The organism is Armatimonadota bacterium, from assembly GCA_031459855.1.
Lineage (GTDB): Bacteria > Sysuimicrobiota > Sysuimicrobiia > Sysuimicrobiales > Humicultoraceae > Fervidifonticultor > Fervidifonticultor primus.
Map to the genome: position 1 here is coordinate 2023625 of JAVKHP010000001.1, position 24141 is coordinate 2047765.

Annotated in this window: 22 protein-coding genes and 3 riboswitches; of the genes, 17 read left to right on the forward strand and 5 right to left on the reverse strand. The window is 71.5% G+C overall.

Annotated elements, in window-relative coordinates:
- The first annotated feature begins 1 nt into the window (after position 1).
- Both QN157_09225 and QN157_09230 read left to right on the forward strand, forming a co-directional pair.
- A complete protein-coding gene (locus QN157_09225) occupies positions 2 to 1702 on the forward strand; it encodes an NADH-quinone oxidoreductase subunit M (GenBank protein MDR7555777.1) in 1701 nt (566 codons plus the stop codon).
- Positions 1699 to 3150, forward strand: coding sequence for an NADH-quinone oxidoreductase subunit N (locus tag QN157_09230; protein MDR7555778.1), 1452 nt, complete (start codon positions 1699 to 1701; stop codon positions 3148 to 3150). Before QN157_09225 ends, QN157_09230 begins: the two co-directional genes overlap by 4 nt.
- A gap of 187 nt (positions 3151 to 3337) precedes the next feature.
- Here QN157_09230 and QN157_09235 read toward each other — a convergent pair whose 3' ends face one another.
- Together QN157_09235 and lgt are read right to left on the reverse strand one after the other, a co-directional pair.
- Complete coding sequence (locus tag QN157_09235; GenBank protein MDR7555779.1) at positions 3338 to 4243, reverse strand: sugar phosphate isomerase/epimerase; 906 nt, start codon at positions 4241 to 4243, stop codon at positions 3338 to 3340.
- Positions 4244 to 4250: 7 nt separating this feature from the next.
- Entirely contained in the window at positions 4251 to 5003 is a 753-nt protein-coding gene (gene lgt, locus QN157_09240) for a prolipoprotein diacylglyceryl transferase (protein MDR7555780.1), read from the reverse strand.
- A 125-nt stretch (positions 5004 to 5128) separates the two neighbouring features.
- Between lgt and QN157_09245 the strand changes: the two genes are divergently transcribed.
- The 4 genes from QN157_09245 to QN157_09260 all read left to right on the forward strand — a co-directional run bounded on the left by QN157_09245 (position 5129) and on the right by QN157_09260 (position 8476).
- Complete coding sequence (locus tag QN157_09245) at positions 5129 to 6592, forward strand: FAD-linked oxidase C-terminal domain-containing protein (GenBank protein MDR7555781.1); 1464 nt, start codon at positions 5129 to 5131, stop codon at positions 6590 to 6592.
- A gap of 13 nt (positions 6593 to 6605) precedes the next feature.
- Positions 6606 to 6669: riboswitch (Fluoride riboswitch) on the forward strand.
- Between the two features lie 19 nt (positions 6670 to 6688).
- A complete protein-coding gene (locus QN157_09250; protein ID MDR7555782.1) occupies positions 6689 to 7210 on the forward strand; it encodes a hypothetical protein in 522 nt (173 codons plus the stop codon).
- Positions 7207 to 7713 carry a hypothetical protein gene (locus QN157_09255; protein ID MDR7555783.1) on the forward strand — a complete coding sequence of 169 codons (507 nt, stop codon included), beginning with the start codon at positions 7207 to 7209 and terminating at the stop codon, positions 7711 to 7713. The genes QN157_09250 and QN157_09255 overlap by 4 nt, the downstream gene beginning before the upstream one ends.
- Positions 7691 to 8476, forward strand: coding sequence for a DUF6062 family protein (locus tag QN157_09260; GenBank protein ID MDR7555784.1), 786 nt, complete (start codon positions 7691 to 7693; stop codon positions 8474 to 8476). Before QN157_09255 ends, QN157_09260 begins: the two co-directional genes overlap by 23 nt.
- Before the next feature lie 167 nt (positions 8477 to 8643).
- Here the strand turns inward: QN157_09260 and QN157_09265 are convergent, their stop codons facing one another.
- Complete coding sequence (locus QN157_09265; protein ID MDR7555785.1) at positions 8644 to 9822, reverse strand: MFS transporter; 1179 nt, start codon at positions 9820 to 9822, stop codon at positions 8644 to 8646.
- Positions 9823 to 9888: 66 nt separating this feature from the next.
- Positions 9889 to 11091 (reverse strand): cation:proton antiporter, encoded by a 1203-nt coding sequence (locus tag QN157_09270; GenBank protein MDR7555786.1) that lies wholly within the window; start codon positions 11089 to 11091, stop codon positions 9889 to 9891.
- A 52-nt stretch (positions 11092 to 11143) separates the two neighbouring features.
- Positions 11144 to 11206: riboswitch (Fluoride riboswitch) on the reverse strand.
- A gap of 429 nt (positions 11207 to 11635) precedes the next feature.
- On the opposite strand from QN157_09270, the gene QN157_09275 reads away from it, so the two are divergent.
- From QN157_09275 to QN157_09295, 5 genes are read left to right on the forward strand one after another with little or no spacing between them, the layout of a single operon-like run.
- A complete protein-coding gene (locus QN157_09275) occupies positions 11636 to 12943 on the forward strand; it encodes a sugar ABC transporter substrate-binding protein (GenBank protein MDR7555787.1) in 1308 nt (435 codons plus the stop codon).
- Entirely contained in the window at positions 12940 to 13866 is a 927-nt protein-coding gene (locus tag QN157_09280; GenBank protein ID MDR7555788.1) for a sugar ABC transporter permease, read from the forward strand. Before QN157_09275 ends, QN157_09280 begins: the two co-directional genes overlap by 4 nt.
- 7 nt (positions 13867 to 13873) lie before the next feature.
- Complete coding sequence (locus QN157_09285; GenBank protein MDR7555789.1) at positions 13874 to 14722, forward strand: carbohydrate ABC transporter permease; 849 nt, start codon at positions 13874 to 13876, stop codon at positions 14720 to 14722.
- Between the two features lie 10 nt (positions 14723 to 14732).
- Positions 14733 to 15803 carry a zinc-binding dehydrogenase gene (locus QN157_09290; GenBank protein ID MDR7555790.1) on the forward strand — a complete coding sequence of 357 codons (1071 nt, stop codon included), beginning with the start codon at positions 14733 to 14735 and terminating at the stop codon, positions 15801 to 15803.
- Positions 15800 to 16708 (forward strand): IclR family transcriptional regulator, encoded by a 909-nt coding sequence (locus QN157_09295; GenBank protein ID MDR7555791.1) that lies wholly within the window; start codon positions 15800 to 15802, stop codon positions 16706 to 16708. The genes QN157_09290 and QN157_09295 overlap by 4 nt, the downstream gene beginning before the upstream one ends.
- Positions 16709 to 16757: 49 nt before the next feature.
- On the opposite strand, the gene QN157_09300 is transcribed toward QN157_09295, so the two are convergent.
- Positions 16758 to 17084: a helix-turn-helix domain-containing protein gene (locus QN157_09300; protein ID MDR7555792.1), complete on the reverse strand. Its 327-nt coding sequence runs from the start codon at positions 17082 to 17084 to the stop codon at positions 16758 to 16760.
- Positions 17085 to 17234: 150 nt separating this feature from the next.
- Positions 17235 to 17339, forward strand: a riboswitch (SAM riboswitch).
- 66 nt (positions 17340 to 17405) lie between these two features.
- On the opposite strand from QN157_09300, the gene thrB reads away from it, so the two are divergent.
- The 6 genes from thrB to QN157_09330 all read left to right on the forward strand — a co-directional run bounded on the left by thrB (position 17406) and on the right by QN157_09330 (position 24110).
- Positions 17406 to 18305, forward strand: a complete 900-nt coding sequence (thrB, locus tag QN157_09305; protein MDR7555793.1) for a homoserine kinase — start codon at positions 17406 to 17408, stop codon at positions 18303 to 18305.
- Between the two features lie 280 nt (positions 18306 to 18585).
- On the forward strand, positions 18586 to 19812 hold the full coding sequence (gene thrC / locus QN157_09310) for a threonine synthase (GenBank protein MDR7555794.1): 1227 nt from the start codon (positions 18586 to 18588) through the stop codon (positions 19810 to 19812).
- 11 nt (positions 19813 to 19823) lie between these two features.
- Positions 19824 to 20108, forward strand: coding sequence for a MoaD/ThiS family protein (locus QN157_09315; protein MDR7555795.1), 285 nt, complete (start codon positions 19824 to 19826; stop codon positions 20106 to 20108).
- A gap of 66 nt (positions 20109 to 20174) precedes the next feature.
- The gene (gene ligA / locus QN157_09320) at positions 20175 to 22178 is read left to right on the forward strand and encodes an NAD-dependent DNA ligase LigA (GenBank protein ID MDR7555796.1); all 2004 of its coding nucleotides are present in this window, start codon (positions 20175 to 20177) and stop codon (positions 22176 to 22178) included.
- Positions 22179 to 22228: 50 nt separating this feature from the next.
- Complete coding sequence (locus QN157_09325; protein ID MDR7555797.1) at positions 22229 to 22738, forward strand: GerMN domain-containing protein; 510 nt, start codon at positions 22229 to 22231, stop codon at positions 22736 to 22738.
- A 151-nt stretch (positions 22739 to 22889) separates the two neighbouring features.
- Entirely contained in the window at positions 22890 to 24110 is a 1221-nt protein-coding gene (locus QN157_09330; protein MDR7555798.1) for a hypothetical protein, read from the forward strand.
- The last annotated feature ends 31 nt before the right edge of the window (positions 24111 to 24141 follow it).

A 24141-nucleotide genomic window follows, 5' to 3' on the forward strand; every position in this document is an offset into this window, starting at 1 on the left:
CATGCTGTCCTGGTTGATCTTCCTGCCTCTTGCCGGTGCCCTGGTGGTGGCGCTGCTGCCCCGCGACCGCCAGGACCTCGTGCGGTGGGTCGGGCTCGCGGCCAGCCTGGCCACGCTGGCGGTGTTCGCGGCGGTCTGGGTCGCGTTCGACCCCGCATCGAGCGCGCTGCAGTTCGTGGAGCGCGTCCCGTGGGTGCCGCAGCTGGGCATCGGCTACGCCGTGGGGGTCGACGGGATCTCCCTGCTGCTGGCGGGCCTGACGGTGGTGACCTTCCCGGTGGCGTTGCTGGGCGCCTGGAGCGACGTCACCGAGCGCGTGAAGGCGTTCACGGTGGCCATGCTGGGGCTGGAGACCGCGGTGCTCGGCACGTTCCTCAGCCTGGACCTGATCCTCTTCTACGTCTTCTGGGAAGCCGTGCTGATCCCCATGGCGTTCCTCATCGGGCTGTGGGGGAGCGAGCACCGCCGCTACGCGGCGCTGAAGTTCTTCCTCTACACGATGGCGGCCAGCGTGCTGATGCTGGTGGCGATCCTGGCGCTCCACGTGCTGGCCGCCGGCCCGCTGGGCGCCCGGAGCTTCGACCTGGAGCGCCTGGCGACGGTGCGGCTCGCCCCCGCGGTGCAGGGGTGGCTCTTCGCCGCGTTCGCGCTGGCGTTTGCCGTGAAGGTGCCGGTCTGGCCGTTCCACACCTGGCTGCCCGATGCGCACACCGAGGCACCCACGCCGGGCAGCGTCATCCTGGCCGCCCTGCTCCTGAAGATGGGCACCTACGGCTTCCTCCGGTTCGGCCCCACGCTGTTCCCCGCGGCCCTGGCGCAGGCCGCGCCGGTGCTGGCAGCGCTGGCCATCGTCGGCATCCTCTACGGCGCGGCGGTCTCGTGGGCACAGGCCGACCTCAAGCGGCTGGTGGCGTTCTCCAGCGTCAGCCACCTGGGCTTCGTGATGCTGGGCCTGGCTGCCCTCAACGTGCAGGGCCTGCAGGGCAGCCTGCTCCAGATGGTCAACCACGGCATCAGCACCGGCGCGCTGTTCCTCATCGTGGGGGTGCTGTACGAGCGCACCCACACGCGCCGGCTCGCCGACTACGGCGGGGTCGCGGCGCTGATGCCGCGGTTTGCCGCGGTGTTCACCATCGTCATGCTGTCGTCGGCGGCGCTGCCCGGGACCAACGGCTTCGCCGGCGAGTTCCTGATCCTGCTCGGCGCGTTCCGCACCTCGCGCTGGTGGGCAGCGCTGGCCGCCGGCGGGGTGATCCTCTCGGTGGTGTACCTGCTGTGGGCCTACCAGCAGGTGATGCACGGCCCGGTGCGGGCAGCCCAGCGCGAGCGGCTGGTCGACCTGCGGCCCCGCGAGCTGGTGGTGTTCGCGCCGCTGCTGGTCCTGATCGTCGTCATCGGCCTGTACCCGCGCCTGCTGCTCGACCGCTCGGAGGCCACCGTCGCCGCGGTCGTGCAGCGGGTGGCGGCGGGAGCGCCACCAGCCGCTGTGGCGGGCGCGCCGGTGCCCGTCGGGCGTGAGGTGCATCCTGCACCTCGTGCCCATGGCGCGGGCGTGGCGCCGGTCCCCCGGCGGCCTGCAGACCGGGGATTCCCCACGCCTGCATCCACGTGGCAGCAGCCGCAGTCGGGTACGTCCCAGGATACGCTACGACCGATGCGATCCGCGCCCCAGACGGCGAGCAGCCGGGAGCCCGTGCGATGAGCGCGCCGCCGCCCGTCGAGCTGGCGTTACTGCGCCCCGAGCTGATCGTGCTCGGGACGGCACTGGTCCTGCTGGTGGCCGACCTGTGGCTGCCGCCGTCTGGCCGTGGGTGGCTGGTCGCCGCCGGCGTCGCTGGGGCAGCCTGGGCGGGGTGGGCGGCCGTCGTCGCACCGGAGGGCGTGGGGTTTGCCGGCATGTACGTGCGCGACGATCTGACGCGCACGATCCAGGCCATCGCCGCGGCGGTGGGCGCGCTGGGCCTGCTGGTGGCGCCCGACTACCTGCGCCGTGTGGGGCTGGAGCGCGGGGAGTACTACGTGCTGGTGCTGGTGGCTACAGCAGGCGCGATGCTGATGGCCGCCAGCCGCGACCTGTTGCTGCTGTTCCTCGCGCTGGAGACGCTGTCGATCCCCCTCTACGTGCTGGCGGCGTGGGCGCGCAGCCTGCCGCGTTCGCAGGAGGCCGGTATGAAGTACTTCCTGCTGGGCGCCTTCGCCAGCGCGTTCCTGCTCTTTGGCGTGGCCTTGCTCTACGGGGTTGGCGGGACGACGCGCCTGCCCGAGCTGGCCGCGGCGCTGGCCCGGCGGCCGCTCGATCCCGCGGCAGCGGCGGGCATGGGGCTGGTGGTCATCGGGCTGGGCTTCAAGGCCGCGGCCGTGCCCTTCCATACGTGGGCGCCCGACGCGTACGAGGGCGCGCCGCTGCCCGCCGCGGCGTTCATGTCGGTGATCGCCAAGGCAGGCGCGTTCGCGGCGCTGCTGCGGGTCTTCCCGCTGGCGCTGGATCCGCTCGCCGACCAGTGGCGCCCGGTGGCGGGGACGCTGGCGGTCGTCACCATGGTGGTGGCGAACCTGGCCGCGCTGGCCCAGACCAACTACAAGCGCCTGCTGGCCTACTCCAGCATCGCGCACACCGGCTACCTGCTCATCGGCGTCGCCACGGGCACCGCCGCGGCCGCCGCGGCCGTCGTCACCTACCTGGCCATCTACGCCGCCATGACGCTGGGTGCGTTCGCCGTCGCCGTCGGGCTCGAGCGGGCGGGCAGCGAGGCCGACCGCATCGACGACTACGCCGGGCTGGCGTCGCGCGCGCCGCTGCTGGCGTTTGCGACCGCCGTGTGCATGGTCTCACTGGCAGGGCTCCCGCCGTCGGGTGGGTTCGTCGCCAAGCTCGGGGTCTTCGCGGCGGCCATCGAGGGCGGCGGCCGACTCGGCCTGGGCCTGGCGCTGGTGGGCGTGCTGACCAGTGTGGTCTCGGTCTACTACTACCTGCGAGTGGCCTACGTGATGTACGCGGGCGAGCCGTCGGCGGGCGTGCGCGTGCACCGCAGTCCGCTGGCGGCTGCCGCCCTGGCCCTGGCAGTGCTGGCGATCGTGCAGGTGGGCGTGCTGCCCGCTGCGGTCACCGGCTTCGCGCAACAGGTGGGCTCGCTGGTGGGCGGACGCTAGCCCGGGGGCCCGACCGCGCCGGCCGCGGCCCGGACGTCCGTGCCGCACTGGGCACGCCGACGTGTGAACCGGGCACGCCGACGTCCCCGCCAGGCCGACGCCGACCGGCAGGGTGCAGCCACACCGCAGGCCACACCAGCACGCTGTGCCAGGGCGATGGGGCGACGGGCCGTTGCCTTCCGTGGTCCTACCGGTCGTCCAGCAGCGCCCGCAACATGGCCAGACTGCGCCGCGCGCTGTGCAGCGTGTCGGTCTGTGGCTGCACCACCCGGTCCTGCTCGACGACGATCCACCCGGTGTAGGCGGCATCCCGCAGCGCTGCCAGCAGCGCCCGCAGGTCCAGCGTGCCGCGGCCGAGTTCCACGAACACGTCCTGCCGGGCGGCGTCGACGTAGGACGCGCCGCCGGCCAGCAGCGCCCGCAGCCGCGGGAGGTCGACGTCCTTGAGGTGCACGTAGCCCAGCCGCGCCGCATGCGCGCGGGCCAGCGCCACGGGGTCGCCGCCACCGAAGGCCACGTGCCCGCTATCGAGGCACAGCTTCACCAGGTGGGGATCGCAGCGCTCCAGCAGCGTGCGGATCTCGTCGGGGTGCTCGATGTAGGTGCCGCCGTGCGGGTGGAACGAGGGCACGAGCCCGTAGTCGAACCGGCAGAGCTGGGCCAGGCGTTCCAGCCGGGTCGCGTACCCTGGCCACTCGTGCGGCCGCAGCCCGTGCGCGCGGGTCTCGTCGGGCCGGCCGGCGATGCGCGTGCGCAGCTCGTCGCCGGCGTCGGCCAGCAGGATGTCGCGCGCGCCCAGACGCTGCAGGAGTTCGGCCGTCGCGCGGACGCGGCGTTCGCACTCGGGGTAGGCGGCCGGATCCTTGAGGGGGAGCGGCACGAAGGCCGCAGCCAGGGCCAGGCTCCGACGCGCCAGCGCCTCGGCCAGCACCGCGGGGTCAGTCGGCAGGAACCCCCAAGGCCCCAGCTCCGTGCCCGCGTAGCCCGCAGCCTGCATCTCGTCCAGCACGCGCTCGTACGGCAGCTGCGGGCCCCAGCCCGGGATCTCGCAGACACCCCAGCTGATCGGCGCTGCGCCGATGCGGACGTTCATGGCGCACCTAGTGCGCTCGTTGCCGGCATTTACTGCGGCGCCCGCGCCACAGCGCCCACGTCCCCCAGCCCGCGAGCGCCAGCGCCGGCAGCTGCCCCAGCGTCAGCGGCCCCAGCGCCCGCATCTCGCTGCGCAGCGCGTCGAAGGCCAGCCGTCCCACCGAGGTGGGCACCACGATGTGCCAGAAGACCTCCCCGGGGAAGCGCCGGCGGGCGGCGACGCGCCGCGCCCACAGCAGGACGACGACCGCCAGGAGCATCTCGTAGATCTGCAGCGGATGGCGCGGCGCGTCGGGCATCGTCGGGAAGACCACACCCCACGGCAGCCCCGTCGGGTCACCGTACAGCTCCCCGTTCATGAAGTTGCCGAACCGCACGAAGACGTTGCCGATCGGCAGTGCCCACCCGAACGTGTCGGCGAACTGCCAGACCGAGACCCCCGTGCGGCGCGCCGCCCACAGGGCATAGAGCAGCCCGGCCGCGAGCGCACCGTGCGACGACAGCCCGCCCCGGTCGACCCGGACGATCTCCCAGAGCGCCGGGACGAACTCGCCCGGGTGGGAGACGACGTAGCCCAGCCGCGCGCCCACGAACATCACGAGCACCGCGGGAGTGGCGGTGCGGTCGAGCACGGCGGTCGGCACGCCCAGCCGCGGTCCCATGCGGTACGCGACCCACAGGCTCACGCCGATGGTCACAGCGAGCATCACGCCGTACCAGCGGATCGCCAGGGGACCGAGCTGGACGATCACGGGGTCCATGCCGGAGCCAGTCTAGCACCGCATGCTGGCCTGCGACAAACGTGCCTGTCCTTCGGCCACCGCTCGGTCCATGGCGCGGGGCCCTCACAGGAGGACGGGCGTCGCGGGGCAAAAGTGATACCGGCATGAGCGCACGCACCCGTTCCGACGCCCTCGAGCACGTCCTCGCCGAACTCCGGGGGCTGCTGGGCGACCGCCTCTCGACCGCCGCCGCCGTGCGCGCCCACCACAGCCGGGGCGAGACGTACCTGCCGCCGCAGCCGCCGGACGCGGTGGCGTTCCCGCAGTCCCTCGACGAGGTGCGCGCCATCGTCGAGGCCTGCGCGCGCTGGCACCTGCCCGTGATCCCCTACGGGGCGGGCACGTCGCTGGAAGGGCACGTGGCCGCCCCGCACGGCGGGCTCTGCATCGACCTCTCACAGATGACCCGCATCCTGCGCGTCAGCCCTGAGGACATGGACGCCACCGTCGAGGCGGGGGTCACGCACCGGCAGCTGAACCGCCACCTGCGCCGCTTCGGGCTCTTCTTCTCCGTCGACCCGGGCGCCGACGCCACGCTGGGCGGCATGGCCGCCACGCGGGCCTCGGGCACTACCGCGGTGCGCTACGGCACCATGCGCGAGAACGTCCTGGGCCTCACCGTGGTGCTCGCCGACGGCCGCGTGATCCGCACCGGCACCCGCGCGCGCAAGTCGGCCGCGGGCTACGACCTGACGCGGCTGTTCGTGGGCTCGGAGGGTACGCTCGGGGTGATCACCGAGGTCACGGTGCGGCTACACGGGGTGCCCGCGGCGGTGGCAGCCGCCACCTGCGCGTTCGCGACGATCGCGGGGGCCGTGGACACCGTCATCACCACGGTCCAGCTGGGCATCCCGGTGGCCCGCATCGAGCTCCTCGACGAGGTGCAGATGGACGCCTGCAACCGCTACGCGGGCCTCGACTGCCCGGTGGCGCCGACGCTCTTCCTGGAGTTCCACGGGCCCAGCGAGCGCAGCGTCGCCGAGCAGGCGGAGATGGTGCGGGAGGTGGCCGCCCAGCACGGCGGACACGAGTTCCGCTGGGCCACCGACGCCGGGGCGCGCGAGCGGTTGTGGAAGGCGCGGCACGACGCCTACTGGGCGGCGCTCGCCCTGCGGCCCGGCGCCAGCGGGCTGACCACCGACGTGTGCGTGCCCATCTCACGCCTGACCGAATGCATCGTGGAGACCAAACGCGACCTGGCGACGTCGCCGGTGCCCGTGGCGCTGGTGGGCCACGTCGGCGACGGCAACTTCCACCTGGTGTTCGTGGTCAATCCCGACGACCCCGCCGAGATGGCCGCGGTCAAGCAGCTCAACGAGCGCATGGTCCTGCGGGCGCTGGCCCTGGGCGGCACCTGCACCGGCGAGCACGGCGTGGGCCTCGGCAAGCTGCCCTACATGGCCCGGGAACACGGCGAGGCGCTGGAGGTCATGCGGGCCCTCAAGCGGGCCCTCGATCCGCACGACATCATGAACCCCGGCAAGCTGGTGGCCGGTGGGGGCACGACCGATGTGGCGCACGACCTGGCCCCGCCGGTTGACACCGGGTGCGGCCCGCGCGTAGACTGAGCGGTGACAGCCGCATAGTGGTGGCGATGGAGCTCGCCAAGCGCCCGGGCGTGCGGGCTGATAGCTCCTACTGACCGGCAGGTCGGTAGGAGCTTTTTGATTCTGGGGCGGACCATGGCGCAGACCTCGACGATCGCGATCGAGTTGCTCGAGGACGACGCCCGCGCCGTCGTGCAGGCGGCAGGCGGCGATGGCCCCGACCTGCCCCACCGGCTGGCCGCGCTGGTGGCCGAGGGCCTGGACCAGTACCTCCGCGACGAGGCTGCCTGGGAGGTCGCGGCGGGCACGGGTGCTGGAGTCGGAGCCCAGACGCCCTCAGTGGTCCTCCAGCACCGGGAGGCCGAGGCGCTGGTGGTCGTCATGCGGGCGCGCACCATCACCAGCGAACGGCACGTCGAGGCCCTGCAAGCACGTGTCCGCGAGCTGGCCCGCGAGCACGCAGCGTACAGGGAGCACATGGCGCGCCTGCGCACGGCAGCCGGGCACCTGCGGCAACGGCGCGCTCAGCTGCGTGCCGTGCTACATGGCGGGGCGTCGGCCGACGCGGCGACACGCCCGCTCGCGGTGCGGATCGCTGCCCGCCTGCGCGGGATGCTGCGGCGTGGAACGCCGCCATGACGACGCTGATCTTCCCCAAGGTGGCGCAGGTGACCGTGGCACTGCCCGATGGGCTGCGGCAGCGGTTGGAGACGTTCGCCGCTGCGCGCGGGTGGGGTGTGGACGAGGCCGCGAGGCTGCTGCTGGCCTACGCGGTCGTCACCCGCGCGGGCCGTGCCCTGACGCCCGAGGAAACGGTCAACAGCTGGAGCGCGGCCCGTGCCGAGCTGGCCCTGTTGCGGCACCGGGCCTACCTGGCCGACGACGCCGCGCGGACCCTGCGCATGAACGTCACAGGACTGGAGGCGTCCAACACCCAGTACCGGCGCTCGCTGCCTGCCGTCGAAGCGGAGGTTGCGCGGCTGGAGGCGGAGATCCGGGACCTGGAAGCCCAGTGCATCCGGCGTGGCCTGCCGGTCCCGGCGCCGGAGCCGGTGGAGCCGCCACCCGCTGCCGCACCGCTGGACTTCTTCCGGCGCACCCGCGCCGCCGACGGTCGAGGTGATCCGGGTGGCGGCCGGTGAGTCCGCCCTCGCACGGGACTTCGTGTACCACGCGCTGGTGGCGGGGCTCCATCCCGATCACTGCGTCGTCTGCCGCCTCAGTCTGGACAGTGTCGAGCGCCACTTTCAGGCGTTCTTCTACGAGCAGGTGAACGACCCATGGGTGCGGCACGCGCTGGTCGCCGCGCGCGGGTTCTGCCCGACGCACGCCTGGCGGCGTCCCGGGCTGCACGACGCCTCCGGGATCTCCATTGTCTACCATCACCTGCTCTCGGAGCTCGTCACGGTGTTTCGGGCTGCCGCCGACAGTGCCGCGCACGCGCGCGCAGGCAGCGCGCCGGTGCGGCGGCGGTGGCGCCTGCGCCCTGGCCGCCGGGTCGCCGGCGCCCTCGCCGCATGGATGACCCCCCGGGGACCGTGCCCGATGTGCGTGACCCAGTGGGAGGCCGAGGACCGGTATGCCGCGGTGCTGGTCCGCGCAGCGGCTGCCGACGAGTTCCGGGATCGCTACCGGGACAGCTTCGGCGTGTGCATGCCGCACCTGGTCTTGGCCCTCGGACAGGGTGCGGCTCCAGCGGCCTGCGACTGGTTGGTGGCCACGGAAGGCGCAAAGCTCGCCCGCCTGCTCTGGGAGCTGTCGGAGTACATTCGCAAGCTGGACTACCGGTTCCGGCACGAGACCGTGCTGCGAGAAGCCACGGCGTGGCAGCGCGCCATCGAGAAGCTGGTCGGGGCGCCGGGCATGGTGTGGCGGCGGTCGCCGACGTCGGCGGATACCCGCTGAGGACGATGGCCACCGATGCCCGCCCGCGGCCGCGGGGTTGTCGTGCCCACGTCACTACGGTTCACCGTGGAGCCACCTGATGGAAAGGTGTCCCCGCCGGCGGCCGCGCGGCCGGCAGGCGTGCATGGCGGCCGACGGCGTCGGCACCCTCCCCGCGGCCACGGCCCTCACCCGCGTCTGCGCACCACCACGAAGAGGGGCACAGCCGCCAGCTGCGCCGCCAGCGAGAACACCACGACGGCCGCGACCGCACGATCGTAGAGCGCGCCCATCAACGCGCTCCCGAGGAACCACGCGATCCCGTACGCGGCGTTGAGCGCGCCGTAGGCGGCACCCCGCCGGTCGGCTGGCGCCATCTCCGCCACCGCGGCCCGCATGATCGACTCCTGCGCGCCCAGCCCCACGCCCCACAGCAGCACGCCCGCAAGCGCCAGGGTCGGGCTCCCCAGGAAGGCCAGGGGCACAAACCCCGCCCCAAGCAGCGTCGCGGGCACCAGCACGGTGACTCCTGCCCGGTCGAACCACCGGCCGAGCCCGAGGGCCGCGACGGCGTCGGCGCCCATGGCGAGGGCGTAGAAGAGGGGTATCCAGGTCGCTGGGACCACGGCGCGCGCCTCGAAGTGGAAGGCGATGAGGGCGAAGTCCGCATAGCCCGCGCCCACCAGCGCCACGGCCGCCACGTACAGCCAGAACCGGCGTCCCAGGCCGGCTGGCGCGAGCGGCGGCGTCGCCACGTCCAGGTCGCGCGGACGCGGGTACAGGCGGCGGGCCACCACGAGCACGCCCAGGGCTAGCGCCGCCGGGACGATCAGGAGGACGAACCCGTCCCGGTACGTGCCCCGGGTGCCCACGGCCGCCGCCACGACGAGCGGGCCCAGCACGGCCCCGACCTGGTCCAGCGCCTCGTGGAGGCCGAATCCGTAGCCGCGCCCGACCTGCTGGGTGGCATGTGACAGCATGGCGTCGCGGGCCGGCGTCCGGATCGCCTTGCCGACGCGCTCGGCGACCACCAGCGCGGCGGCCGTGGTCCAGTGCCCTGCCAGCGCCAGCGCCGGGACCGCCGCGAGGTTCACCACGTAGCCGGTGATCGTGATCGCCCAGTAGCGACGGGTGCGGTCGGCCAGGCGGCCGGAGACCAGGCGCAGCGCGTAGCCGACCAACTCGCCCAGGCCCGCGACGACGCCCACCGCAGTGGCGCTGGCTCCCAGCACCGCCAGATAGGGGCCGGTCACGCTGCGCGAGCCCTCGTAGGTGGCGTCGGCGAGCAGGCTCACCACGCCCAGCAGGACCACGAACCGGAGGGCTGTCCGGCGGCTGTCCTCGGCGGTGGGTGGCGCGGCGACCATCACCGTACGCTCCGGGTATCAGTGCACCAGCAGGACCATCGTAGCCGACCAGGATGCGCCGGAACATCAGTCCGCGCCCGTCGTCGCCAGGGCCGTGCTCGACTCCGCCTTGCCCGTCGCCTCGGCGAGGTGGCGGACCGGGAGGAAGAACCGGTTGGCGATCCAGGTGGGTACCACGGCGCTGGCGATCACCGTCGCCACCAGGAAGGAGTACTGGGCCGGAGTGATGATGCCGTGCGACAGGCCGTACAGCGCCGAGATGGTGCCGAACGTGAGGCCGGTGGACATGAGCAGGGTAGTGTACATGCCCTCGGCGTGGGGGTAGCGGTAGAGGCGGGTCAGGGGGAAGATGCCCACGAACTTACTGACGGCCTTGGCCAGGAAGAGCACCGCGAAGATCCCCGGCGCACCGGCCACCACCGGGACGTTCACGAGCGCGCCCGCCCGGAGGAAGTAGAACGGGGTCAGCAGCCCGAAGGTCAGGGTGCGCAGCCGCCGCACCAGCGCATGCTCCCGGCCGACAGTCCCCGCCAGGACCATGCCGAGGAGGTAGGCCGGGAGGACGGCTTCCGAGCCCGACCACACCGCCAGCCCGCCCAGCACGAACAGCGAGAAGAGCAGGAACCTGGCCTCGAGTTCCGAGGTACGCCCGCCGTACCGCGCGAAGAACGGACCGGTGGCCCTGAAGAGCACGACCAGCGCGGCCAGTAGCGCGCCAGTGAAGACGAGCGTGCGCGGCCCAAACGGCGCGAAGATGATGCCCAACGCTACGACCGTGCCGAGGTCGTTGATGAAGCACGCGGCCAGGATGACCTTGCCAAACGGCGACCGGTTGAGCCCCAGCTCCACCATCACCGCGTAGACGACCGCCACGGACGTCGTCGAGAGGGCCACCCCGGCCAGGAGGCTGGCCTGGAGGTCCCATCCCAAGAGGGTCCGTGCGGCCCACGCGGCTCCCAGGAACGGAGCCAGGAACCCGACCAGCCCCACGGCCGTCGCTTCCCGCCAGCTGCGGCGAAATGCGTCGGGGTCGAGTTCCACCCCGGCCAGGAACGTGAGCACGATCGACCCCAGTCCGGCGAGGAAGGCGATCCAGTCGCGGCGCACGCCCAGCGCGTCCACCCCGAGCAGGGTGCTGAAGACCACCTGCGCGACGGTGCCGACGACGATCTCCGCAAGCGCCACCGAGACCTTGAGCCAGGTGGACAGCAGCGTGGCGATGAGCGCGAGGCCCAGCCAGACGGCCGCACTGAACCACACGTGGTCCATGGGTACGCTCCTGTGGGGTAGCGGCACGCGACGGGCGGCCCCTACCCGCGGAATGTGGGTAGGAGCCATCAGCCCGAAGAGGGCGGTTCAGGCGGGCCCCATCGCCTGGGCTGGATTATAGGTGCTCCCGGGAGAGTGCGTCCAGTCCTCCTGGCCGCAGAGGCCATCCTCGTCGCAGGGGTCACCGGCATCCGGCCGTACCAGGCCCCGCGGCGACCGTAGCGGCGCATCACCCGCGCCACACCAGGTTGTTACCCAGGGCTGCAGAGCCGCTGGCAGTAGACTCTGCGCACCTCTCGCGTCCGTATTCGGGATGCTGCGGCGCGCGCATGACGCGGAAAGCGCTCTGGGGGAGAGGCGGTGTGCATCTTCTGGCCCGGGGGAGATGGCCCTGACCTTACGCCATCAAGTTAGATGGCGGATGGCGCGATTCGCGCGGTAGCCAGGGCTGTCCGTTGCCACGTATAATTCACTATAGGAACATGGAGTCCGCATTGTGGACAGATGCAGAGGTTGCCGAGCCCGATACCGGGAGGTGAGCAGGATGCGTAGGCAGGGACTGAGTGATTTCGCCCGGATCCTAACGGTCCTCGTAGTCGGCATCGTAGTTGGCTCCTCCCCCGCCTGGTCCGCAGAAGTCGTCACGTTGCGATTCTCCAACTGGCACCTGGTGGAGACCGTCTGGGGGCGCTCTCTGCGCGAGGCGATTGCGATCTTCGAGAGTCAGAACCCTGGCATCCGGATCGTTCCCGAGCCGATTTCCTACGCGGAGAAAGAACCGCGTTACCAGGCCGAGTGCGCCGCCCGACGTATGCCCGACGTGGTGAAGTTGCACAACTTCTCGCTGACCATGTTCTTCGAACTGGGCTGCGCCGCCGACCTCACGCCCTTCGTGCAGCGCGAGGGGCCGGACTTCCTCAGGACCTGGTACGAAACGCCGATCAAGACCCTGACCTACAAGGGCAGACTCCTGGCGATGCCAGGGGACTTCATGTCGATGGTCCTGATCTACAACCGGGAACTGTTCCGGGCCGCGGGGCTGGATCCCAACAGGCCTCCGCGGAACTGGACTGAGTTCCTCGACTACGCGAAGCGGCTTACCCGCGACACCGACGGTGACGGCCGGACCGACCAGTGGGGCTTCAGCATGCCGGCGTCCAAGAACCCCGGTTTGCCGCTACGCATTGCACCAATCGTTTGGAGCTTTGGCGCCGACTTCCTGACGCCTGACGGCCGGCGCTCGGCCATGGACACACGCGAGTTTCGAGAAGCTTTCTCCTACATTGTCGACTTGGCGACGGCACACCGTGTGGTCCCGCCAGGGGTCACCACCTTTGGCCCCGGCGACGTGCGCACGCAGATGGCGCATCGGCGGGTGGCGATGAAGATCGGGTCGGGCTGGTCGTACCCCATCATCAACGACATCAACCCGGCCCTGAAGGCCTACGAGACGCTGGAGGCTGCGCCCGTACCCGTCGGGCGCAAGCAGGTCACCATGGCGTGGCTTTCGGGGTGGATCATGAGTCCGCACACCCGGTACCCCGAGGCCGCGTGGAAGTTCATCAAGTTCCTCACCAGCAAGGAGACCGAGAAGAAGTTTTTCTTCGACAACCGGGTGATTTCGTCGCGCAAGGACGTCAACACGTTGCCCATGGTCCAAACCGACAAGTTCTCGAAGGTGATTGTGTCACAGCTCCAGTACGCGAGACTCGAGCCGCTCATCCCGGAGTGGCCCGAGATCTTCGACACCTTCGCCACCGCGCTGCAGGAGGCGATCACCGGGGCGAAAGCTCCTGATCGGGCCCTTGCCGAGGCCCACGCGAGGGTCAATACGATCCTGGGGGTGCGGTGAACATCGTGAGAGGCCGGCCCGCGCCGGCCTCTCACGGCTTCAGAGCTCGCGGGCGCGCCGCGTGCCTGCCGCGGCTGCGCGACGCGCACCTCGGGTACGTCTTCATCGCCCCGACGCTCCTGCTACTGGGTGTGGTCCTGGCGTACCCCGCCTACGAGAGCGTGCGCCTGAGCCTCAGCCCGCGTGGAGGCGGGGGAGTCACCCTCGTCCAGTACGTGGGGCTGGTGCAGTCCGACCTCTTCCGGCAGGTGGTCTGGCAAACGGCGGTCTTCGTGACGGCCAGCGTGACGGCGCACGTTGTGCTGGGGCTTGCCGTGGCCCTGGTGCTCAACCGGCCGCTGTGGGGACGGACGGGCTTCAGGATCCTGGCCTTGTTACCGTGGGTGGTCCCTGATGTCGTAGCCGGGATCATCTGGAAGTGGATTCTAAACCCCCTGTACGGGGTGCTCAACGACGCCCTGGCCCGGTTGGGACTGATTGCGCACCCGGTGGAGTGGCTGACCAATCCGTCGCTGGTCTTGTTCAGCGTGATCCTGGCCAACGTCTGGCGAGGCTTCCCCTTCGTCATGATCATTTTCCTGGCGGGCCTGCAGAGCATCCCGACCGAACTGTACGAAGCCGCGGCCATCGACGGGGCGGGGACCCTCCAGCGCTTTCGGCACGTAACCTTGCCCGGACTGCGCCGGGTCTTCATCGTGGCCCTGGCCCTCGACACCATCTGGGAGACGCGCCGGTTCGGTCTCGTCCAGGCAATGACCGGTGGCGGCCCGGGCACCCTCAGTGAGGTCCTCTCGACCCAGGTGTTCAAGCAGTACTTCCAGTTCTTCAAGTTCGAGTTCGCGTCGGCGATGGCCATCGCGATGACGGGACTGCTGCTGTTCGTGTCAATTCCGTACGTGCGGATGATCGTTCGAGAGGAGTAGCCTGCCCGTGGACCTGCCAGCCATCTACAGCCGCTCGCGTCTCGTCTTGGCCTTGGTGTACGTCTTCGCGGGACTCGTGGGCATCTTAGTCTTCTTCCCTTTCGTGTGGATGGTGCTGACCTCGCTCAAGACGGAGACCGAGGCCTTGCGGATTCCGGTGGTGTGGCTGCCGGACCGCCCCACCCTGGCTGCCTACGTCACCATGTGGTTGCGAAAGAACTACGCGACGTACTTCTTCAACAGCGCAGTAGTGTCGTTGACCACAGCGGTGATCTCGACACTGTTGGGCGCCATGGCCGGCTACGGGTTCTCGCGCTTCGCGCTGCGCGGGCGCGGGGTCCTCATGGGGCTGGTGCTCATCAGCCAGATGCTCCCCGGGGTCCTGGTGGTGGGGCCCTACTTCAAGATCCTCTCGGCCGTTGGTCTCTACGACACCCGCACCGGCCTCATCATCGCATTCCTGACCATCTGCCTGCCCTTTGCCACCTGGATGCTCAAGGGCTTCATCGACGGTGTGCCGCGGGAACTGGACGAGGCGGCGATGGTCGACGGCTGCAGTCGGTGGCGTATCTTCGTGGGAATCGTCCTCCCGCTGATCCGTCCGGGCATGGTGGCCACCATGCTCTTTGCGTTTCTGCTGGCATGGGGTGACCTGTTGTGGGTGTCGACTCTCACGCACAGCGAGGGCATGGTGACCGTCACGCTGGCCATTGCCCGGACGGTCCTCGAGTTCTACGTAAACTGGCCCGAACTGATGGCGGGTGCCCTCATGGGTGGGTTCCCCGGAATCGTGTTGTACTTGTTAATGCAGCGGTGGCTGGTCGCCGGACTGACGGCGGGCGCCATCAAACAGTAGGAGGCGGTCGATGCGCGGCGTTATGAAGGTGGGACGCGGCCCCGGCCTCGTAGAACTCCACGAGGTCCCCGACCCGCAGCCGGGGCCGGGCGAAGTGCTGATCGCGGTGGCGGCGGCGGCCATTTGCGGGAGCGACCTGCACATCTTCCACGATCGTCATCCGTACTGGCCGCCGGTCATCCTCGGCCACGAGTTCGCGGGAACTGTCGCGGCAGTGGGGGAAGGCGTCAGTGGTTATGCCATCGGGGATCGGGTCGTTTCCGAGACCAGCACAGGGAGCTGCGGCGTGTGTTTCCTGTGCCGCAGCGGCAACAGGCAGATTTGCGAGCACAAGCGCGCGCTGGGGATCGGGACGAATGGGGCGTTTGCGCACTACGTGGTTGCGCCTGCCTCGTTGCTCCATCGAGTCCCTGACGGGGTGCCGCTGGAAGAAGCCGCCCTTACCGAGCCGACGGCCATTGCCGTCCACGCTATCGTTGAGCGCATGAAGGTGGCGCCGGGCGAAACCGTCGTCATCAGCGGCCCCGGGCCCATTGGCCTGCTGTGCCTGCAGGTGGCCCGGGCGGCAGGCGCCGGTCTGATCGTCGTCAGCGGGACACCCACCAGCGCGCGCCTGCGGTTGCAAGTGGCCCGGACGGTCGGTGCAGACGTGATCGTCAACATTGGGGAGGAAGACTTGGTCCACCGGGTCCTAGCCCTGACCGACGGTCGCGGGGCCGACGTGGCGGTGGAAACCTCCGGGGCACCGCAGGCCGTGGAGGCCCTGCCACGCCTGACCAGGCGGCTGGGGCGCATCGGCCTGCTGGGCGTGACCGGACACCCGACGGTACCGTTCCCTGCCGATGTCGCGCTCTTCAAGGGCCTGGAGGTGCAGTGCTCGTTCAGCAGCAAGCACACCAGCTGGGTGACGGCACTCCGTCTGCTGGCATCCGGTCAGGTGCGGGTGCGACCGCTTCTGACGACGGCGGTCCCACTGGAACGATGGCAAGAGGCCTTCGAGGCGCAAGAGCAGGGCAGGGCGATCAAGACGTTGCTGATGCCCTCCCGGTGGCCGCAGAACCTGGCGGAGGGACGAGGATGAGCAGGAGCAGCCGCCGGGACGTGCAGTCTGTCGACCGCGCCATGGTACTCCTGGCCGCGCTGGGCGAGGCTGGATGTCCACTGGGCGTCCGCGAGCTCAGCGCCCGGGTCATGCTTCCTCGGCCTACCGTCTACCGCCTCCTGCAAACGCTGGAACACCACGGTGCCGTCACTGCCGCCGACGGACGTTTCATGATCGGGCCTCGCATCCTGTGGCTGGCGGCCCAACGTCTCGAACACATCGAACTGCGCACCGTCGGACGGCCGTTTCTCCTGGACCTGCGGGACCGGACCGGCGAGACGGTTCACCTGGCCGTCCTGGAGCAGGGTCAGGTCGTCTACGTGGACAAGGTCGAGCCACCGGGCCCGATGCGCATGGCCTCGGCGGTCGGAAAGATCATGCCGGCACATTGTACGGCGCTGGGCAAGGCCATGCTGGCCCATCTGCCTCGGGAGCAGGTCCGCGAGGTCCTCGCCCGCCATGGGATGCCGCAGCGCACGCGGCAGACGATCACCAATGCCGACGTGCTGTTGGCGGAACTGGACGCTGTCCGCGCACGCGGGTATGCCGTTGACAACGTGGAGAACGAAGAGGGTATCCGCTGCGTGGGGGCTGCCATCTTCGACCACCGAGGCGAGGTGGTGGGCGCTGTCAGCGTGTCTGGAGCCGTCCGCGCCCTGACGCTGGAGCGGATTCGCCGTGACCTCGGCCCATGTGTCCGGGACACGGCAGAGTGGATATCGCGGGCCATGGGCTGGCAGACGCCTCGACGATCGGCGACCGCCGAGGGGCGACCGGGGGATCGCCGGACGCAGACCCGCCTGCCGGGACGCATGATCCCGCGGCGTGGCCAGGCGGCCGTGGTCTCGGGTCGCACGCGTGGGCCGGCGCGCGCCGGAGGCTGACTGCGTTCACCGCACCGGACTCTTCCAAGCCCACGGCCGTCGCTTGCCGCTAGCTGCGGCGAAATGTCTGGCGGGGAAACCGGAGGCCCTCGCGCTCCCAGAGCAACTCGGTGAGGTGATGATCGTTCACGCCCGCATAGGTGGTGCGGGCCAGGGTGAGGACGCTGACCCGGACAGCCTCGGGGAGGCGCCGCGAGGAGGGGCGGCCGCGGTTGCCATGGACGAGGGCTGCGAGGCCCTGCTGGCGCAGGCGGGCCAGCAGCCCGCGGAGGTGGCGAAGCGACAGCCCCAACAGCACGGCGGCCTCTGTCGCCCGGAGCACCCCGTGCTGCACCCGGACCAAGACCTGGACACGGTGTTGCTCTTTGCGGGTCAAGGCAATCGTCTCCCTAGTCATGCCCTCAGGGTGACAGATTCACTGAGCCGTTAGGGGGTGACAAAATCAATGAGCTATTACACACCCGCGCACAGGGGTTGACGCCCACGTCAGGCTGTGCTAGTTTGACACTCAAACTGCATAGGCGTGCTCTTATCAAGAGTGGGTGAGGGACGGGCCCGATGACCCCCGGCAACCTGCCGCCGCCGCGGTAAGGTGCCAAGCCCCGCGGAACCCAGTTCCGGCGGATAAGAGGGTGGAACCCCTCCAAGCGCAGGAAGTGGAGGGGTTTCTTGTTACGTGTGGCAGCGGGAGATGGGCGTGGCGGTTGCGCTGGAACGGGTCACGGTGCACGTGCCGGCGACGGTGGCGAACCTCGGGCCGGGCTTCGATTGCCTGGGCGCGGCGGTGAACCTGTTCGCCGAGGTCACCCTGGCGCCGGCGTCGACGCCGCGCGTCGAGGTGGCCGGCGTCGACGTGCCGCAGGACGCCACGAACCTGATCTACCGTAGCGCCCAGGCGGCAGCGGCGGCGGCGGGCTGGCAGGGGGCGTTCGCGCTGCGCGCGCGCTGGCCGATCCCGCTGCGCAGCGGCTTGGGCAGCAGCGCGGCAGCCATCGTCGGCGGGCTCGTGGCGGCGCACCGGCTGCTGGGCGACGCCCTGGACGCCCAGACGCTGCTGCGGCTGGCCACCGACCTCGAAGGCCACCCGGACAACGTGGCGGCAGCGCTGTTCGGCGGCGTGGTGGTCGTGGCACGTGACGGATCGGAGGTGCGGTGGGCGCGCATCGCGCCGGTGCTGCCGCTGGCCGTGGTGCTGGCGGTGCCCGCCCTCGAGATCGAGACCGCCGCAGCGCGGCGGGTGCTGCCAGCACAGGTCGCGCACGCCGACGCGGTGTTCAACGTGGCGCGCACGGCGCTGGTGGTGACGGCGCTGGCCACCGGGCAGGCGCAGGCCCTGCGGGGCGCCCTGCGCGACCGGCTGCACCAGCCGTACCGCGCGCCGCTGGTGCCGGGGTTCGCCGCAGTGGTCGCCGCGGCGGAAGACGCAGGCGCCTACGGTGCGGTGCTCAGCGGCTCGGGGCCTACGGTGGCGGCCCTGACGCCCCCCGCAGCGGCGGGCGCGGTGGGCGCGGCCATGGTGGCGGCGTTCGCGGCAGCCGGCGTGCAGAGCCGCGCGCTCGAGACGCAGATCGAGTTGCGGGGGGCGCTGGGGGGCTAGGCCGACGGCCGGGCACCTGCCGGTGGAGGGGCCCGTGGGTGACCGTGCAGTGCGCGATGGACTCTGACTGCGCGATCCAGGCGGCCTGGCGGGTCTAGTGAGTGCGACCGGCAGCCGGTGCTGATGCAGTGTGCCGCACGTTCACCGCGCGCGATCGCGTCGCAGCCCGCGGCGCCTGGACGCACGGGCAAGCCCTGTGGGGCGCGCGGGAAGCCGACGCGTGCGGTGGGAGCCGGCGGGTCGGCTGAATGGCACGACGACGGCGTGGGGGAGGCGGGAGATGGCGGTAGAGCGGTTGCGATGTCGTGAGTGCGAGGCGGAGGTGCCGGCAGGGCCGGTGTACGTCTGCGAGCGGTGTCTGGGCCCGCTCGAACCGGCCTACGACCTGGAGGCGCTGCGCCGCCTGCCGCTGCGGCAGCGTATCGAAGCCGGCCCGCGGTCGATCTGGCGGTACGTCGACCTGCTGCCGGTGCCCTACGATCCCGTGGTCGACCTCTCGCCGGGGTACACGCCCCTGATCCCGGCGCCACGCCTGGGTCAGCGCCTGGGGCTGCGGCGCCTGTACATCAAGAACGACGCCACCAACCCCACCTGGTCGTTCAAGGACCGGTCGGTCTCAATCGGCACGGCGGCGGCGCGGCAGTTTGGCTACCAGGTGCTGGCCTGCGCGTCCACAGGCAACCTGGCCAACTCCGTGGCCGCGCACGCCGCGCGTGCCGGCATGCGCGCCTACGTCTTCATCCCCGCAGGTCTCGAGCGCGGTAAGGTGCTGGCCTCGGCCGTCTACGGGCCGACCGTCGTGGAGGTGGACGGCAGCTACGACGACGTCAACCGGCTGTGCGCCGAGATCGGCGAGGAGCACGCCTGGGCGTTCCTCAACGTGAACCTGCGGCCGTACTACAGCGAGGGTGGCAAGACCCTGGCCTTCGAGGTGGCCGAACAGCTCGGCTGGCAGGTGCCCGCCGACGTGGTGGTGCCCATCGCGTCGGGCAACCTGCTGGTGAAGATCCACCGCGGGTTTCAGGAGCTGGCGGCGGTCGGTCTGGTGGACGCGGCGACGGTCCGCGTGCACGGCGCCCAGCCGGCCGGGTGCGCGCCGGTCAGCGCGGCGTTCAAGGAGGGCGGGGCGATCCGGCCCGTCGTGCCCCGCACCATCGCGCAGTCGCTGGCGATCGGGACGCCGGCCGACGGCCGCTACGCGATCGCCGCGGTGCGGGCCAGCGGCGGCCGCATCGACGACGCCACCGACGAGGAGATCGTCGAGGGCATCCGCCTCCTGGCCGAGTGCGAGGGCATCTTCACCGAGACCGCCGGCGGCGTGACCATCGCCGTGCTGCGGAAACTGGCGGCGGCGGGGGCGCTGGATCCCGACGGCGTCACCGTGGCGTGCATCACCGGCATGGGGCTGAAGACCGCCGATCACCTCGCCGGCGCACTGGCCGCGCCGGTGCGCGTGCGGCCGTCGCTGCGCGCCTTCGAGGCGGCGGTCCTGGCCCGGGTGTCGTGAGGAGGACGACAGTGGCAACGATCCGCATTCCCACGCCCATGCGGCGGTACACCAATGGCGAGCGTCTGGTGACGGTCGAGGCGTCGACGCTGGCGGCGGCGATCGACGAGCTGGGCCGGCGCTTCCCCGGGCTGCGCGAGCGCCTGGTGAACGGCGACGGACAGCTGCACCACTTCGTGAACGTCTTCGTCAACGAGCAGGACGTGCGCACGCTGCAGGGCCTCGACACCCCGCTGGACGAGCGCGCCGAGGTGTCCATCATTCCCGCCATGGCCGGAGGTGCGCCGGCGTGGTAGGGTAGGAACCGGGCCCGCGCCGCGCTCGCGGCCGCGGGTTACGCCTGGAACTGGCCGGTTCGTCCCATGAGCGTTCCTGCCCGCGTGCGGGCGCGCGCAGCCTGGCTGCGCGCCGAGCTCCACGAGCACGCCTACCGGTACTACGTCCTCGACGCGCCGACCATCAGCGACGCGGAGTACGACCGCTTGCTGCGTGAACTGCGCGACCTGGAGGCGCAGTACCCGGAGCTGGTGACCCCGGACTCGCCCACCCAGCGGGTCGGTGCGCCGCCTGCTGCGGCCTTCGCCCCGGTGCGCCACCGGGCGCCGATGCTTTCCCTGGCCAACGCCTTCGACGACGCTGAGCTGGAGGCGTGGGCGCGGCGGGTGCGGACGGCGCTGGGCGAGGCGCCGGTGGCGTTCGTCTGCGAGTTGAAGATCGACGGCGCTGCGGTCTCGCTGACCTACGTCGATGGGGTGTTCGTGCGGGGGGCCACGCGCGGCGACGGCGAGCAGGGCGAGGACGTGACCGCCAACCTGAGAACGATTCGCAGTATTCCGCTGCGCCTGCGTGGGGCGGCCCCCCCGCTGGTGGAGGTGCGCGGCGAGGTCTACCTGCCCCGCAGCGCCTTCGAGGCCACCAACGCCGACCGCGAAGCGCGTGGCGAGCCGCGCTTCGCCAATCCCCGGAACGCTGCGGCGGGGTCGCTGCGCCAGCTCGACCCGCAGGTGACGGCCGCCCGCCCGCTGGACATCTTCGTCTACGGCCTCGGCGCCGCCGAGGGGCTGGCCCTGGCCTCGCACTGGGAGACGCTGGCGTGGCTGCGCGCGGCGGGGTTCCGCACGAGCCCCCACGCCCGCCGGTGCACGTCGCTGGAGGAGGTCAAGGCGTTCGTCCGCCACTGGACCGCGGCGCGCGCGACGCTCGACTACGACACCGACGGCGTGGTCGTCAAGGTGGACGCCACCGCCCAGCAGGCCGAGCTGGGCACGACCGCGCAGGCGCCCCGGTGGGCCATCGCGTACAAGTTCCCCGCCGAGCAGGCGGTCACGCGGCTAGTGGACATCACCGTGAGCGTGGGCCGGACCGGCGCGTTGACGCCCACCGCCGTGCTGGAGCCCGTGCGCGTCTCGGGCGTGACGGTGACCAGCGCCACGTTGCACAACGAGGACGAGGTGCGCCGCAAGGACGTCCGGATCGGCGATTGGGTCGTGGTGCAACGCGCCGGTGAGGTCATCCCCGAGGTGGTGCGGCCGCTGCCCGAGCGGCGCACCGGCGCCGAGCGCGTCTTCGTCATGCCCGACCGCTGCCCGGTCTGCCAGACGCCCGTCGAGCGGCCAGAGGACGAGGCGGTGACCCGCTGTCCCAACCTGGCGTGTCCCGCGCAGCTCCACCTGCGGCTGGTGCACTTCGCCTCCCGCGACGCGATGAACATCGAGGGCCTGGGCGAGAAGCTCATCGCCCAGCTGCTGGACCGCGGCCTGGTGCGCGACCCCGCCGACCTCTACCAGCTGACGGCTGCCGACCTGCTGACGTTGGATCGCATGGGCGAGAAGCTGGCGGCGAACCTGCTGGAGGCCATTGCGGCCAGCAAGCGCACCACCCTGGCGCGCCTGCTCTACGCCCTGGGCATCCGGCACGTCGGCGCCCACGTGGCCGAGCGGCTGGCGGAGCAGTTCGGCACGCTCCAGGCCCTGGCGGATGCGCCCTTCGAGGCCATCCGCGACACCCCCGGGATCGGTCCCACCATCGCCGGCAGCGTGCACAGCTTCTTCCGGCAGGAGGTGAACCGACGCCTGCTCGACCGCTTGCTGGCTGCGGGCGTCGCGCCCGAGGCGCCGCAGGCGGCGCCCGCACCCGGCCCGCTGGCCGGCACACAGGTGGTCTTCACGGGCACGCTGGCGCGCTGGACGCGCAGCCAGGCCGAGGCCCTGGCGCGTGCGGCCGGCGCCACCACGACCGACAGCGTGACGAAGAAGACGACCTACGTGGTGGCCGGGGCCTCGCCCGGGAGCAAGCTCGAGAAAGCCCGACGGTTGGGGGTGCGGGTGCTCACGGAAGACGAGTTCGCGCGGCTGGTCGGCGCGTGAGGCGGGAGGCAGGCGTGCAGCGGGGAGCGGGCGAGCGACGGAGAGGGGGCGTGCGGCGGGTCCTCCTCTGGGCCCTGGTACTCGTCGTCGCGGCGGTCGTGCTGTGGTGGACGCAGCTGCGGCCGCGCGAGGCGCGCGTCGAGGTGTTCTTCGTAGGGCCGGCCGACGGCGGCACCACACTGGTGCCGGTCGCGCGCAGGGTGTCCGGGCGGCGAGCGGACGAGCTCCTGACGGCAGCGCTCGAGGCCCTGCTGGCCGGGCCCACACCGGAGGAACGCGCCCGGGGCCTGGGCACCGAGATCCCCGCGGGCACGCGGCTGCGCGCGCTGCAGCTGCGCGAAGGAGTGGTGGTGGTCGACCTGAGCGGCGAGGTGGAACGCGGCGGCGGCGCGACCAGCATGCAGGCGCGGCTGTGGCAGCTGGTCTACACCGCCACCCAGCTACCGGATGCCCGGCAGGTCCGGCTCCTCATCGACGGGGAGGCGCGACCGGCTCTGGGCGGTGAGGGGCTGGTGATCGATCGGCCCCTCGGGCGTCCGCCCGTGTTCCCCCGGTTCTGAACCTTCACGCGTCCCCAAGGCGCGATCCCGGGGCCTTGAGCCTAAGGGTGTGCCCCGGGCCCTGCGGCGTCTGACATCAATCCGGGCAGGAGACGCGCGGGCTCCGCAGAACGTAGCGGAGGTCGTCGAGTGTACTACTGGGGAGTCGCCGGTGCCCCGCGAGGTCTTCGCCGAAGAGATCGAGACGTTCCTGGAGCGGCTGGACGCCGTCGCGGCCGCCCGCGTGGTGGCCAACGACGACGGCGAGATCGAGCGCATCTACGTCACCACGGAGTCGACGCGTGACGACGGCGTCATCCGGCGCGCCATCACCTCGGCGTTGATCAGCCAGTACGGGTTGCCGGTGGACAGCTGGCGGATCCAGGTGGCTCACCTCGAGCCGCAGCCGTCTCTCGAGCCGATTCCGCCCTGCCACCTCGTCCGGCTGGAGGAGACCCTCACCGAAACCCTCGCCCGCGCCGTGGTCGAGTTGCGCTACGAGCGCGAGGGCGGACAGAAGACCGTCACCGGCGCGGCCCAGGCCCCGCCCGGGCAGGTGCACCGGCTGCGGACGGTGGCGCTGGCCACGCTGGAGGCGCTGCGGCCGCTGGCGGAGCGCGCGGGCTTGCGGCCGACGCTGGAGGCGCTGACGCTGACGCCGTTTGGCGGCGCGACCGTGGCGCTGGCGGCGGTGTCGCTGGCCGCCGAGCGCGGCACGGTGCTCACGGTGGGCGCGGAGACCGTCGAGGCCAGCGAGGCCGAGGCCGTGGTGGCGGCCGTCGTGGACGCCGTCCGCAAGGCGCGGCGGGCGCGTCCGGGCCAGCGCCCGCGGCCCGACCGGCGCCAGCAGGTCGAGGGGCTGCGACGGCACTACGAGCGGCTGCTCCGTCCCGAGGGTGCTACCGCTTCTCCCGCGCCCGCGGGCGAGGTGGCGGCCCAGGCCGGTGGCACGTGGGCGACTGCCGTCACCCTGGAGACGCCGCCAGCCGACCGTCCCGCCAGCCCGCACCCGGAAGAAGAGGAGTCCGCGCGGCCCTTCCCTGCCCCCGACGACGTCGTCAGTGACCTGCGCGAGATCCGTCCCGAACGTGAGGGAGGTGCAGCCACCGTGATGCGCGAGGAAGCACGGCCCGACGCCGCACCGGGCAGCCGGGCCACTGTGGGGCGGCTGTCCGTCGAGGACGCGTTCTACCGGCGTCTGGTGCTCTCGGGCGCGCCGGTCCACATTCGCTGCCGGGACGGCTACGAGATCCCGTCGGCGGTCGTGCGCGAGTACGGCACCTACAGCCTGATCGTCGAGGTCAACGGCGTGCAGGAGCTGCTCTTCAAGCACGGGATCATCGCGATCCGGCCCCACGGCCCGCTGCCCTCCGATCCCGACGTCACCGCCTGACCGGCGCGGGCACGGACGCGTCGTGCCGGGC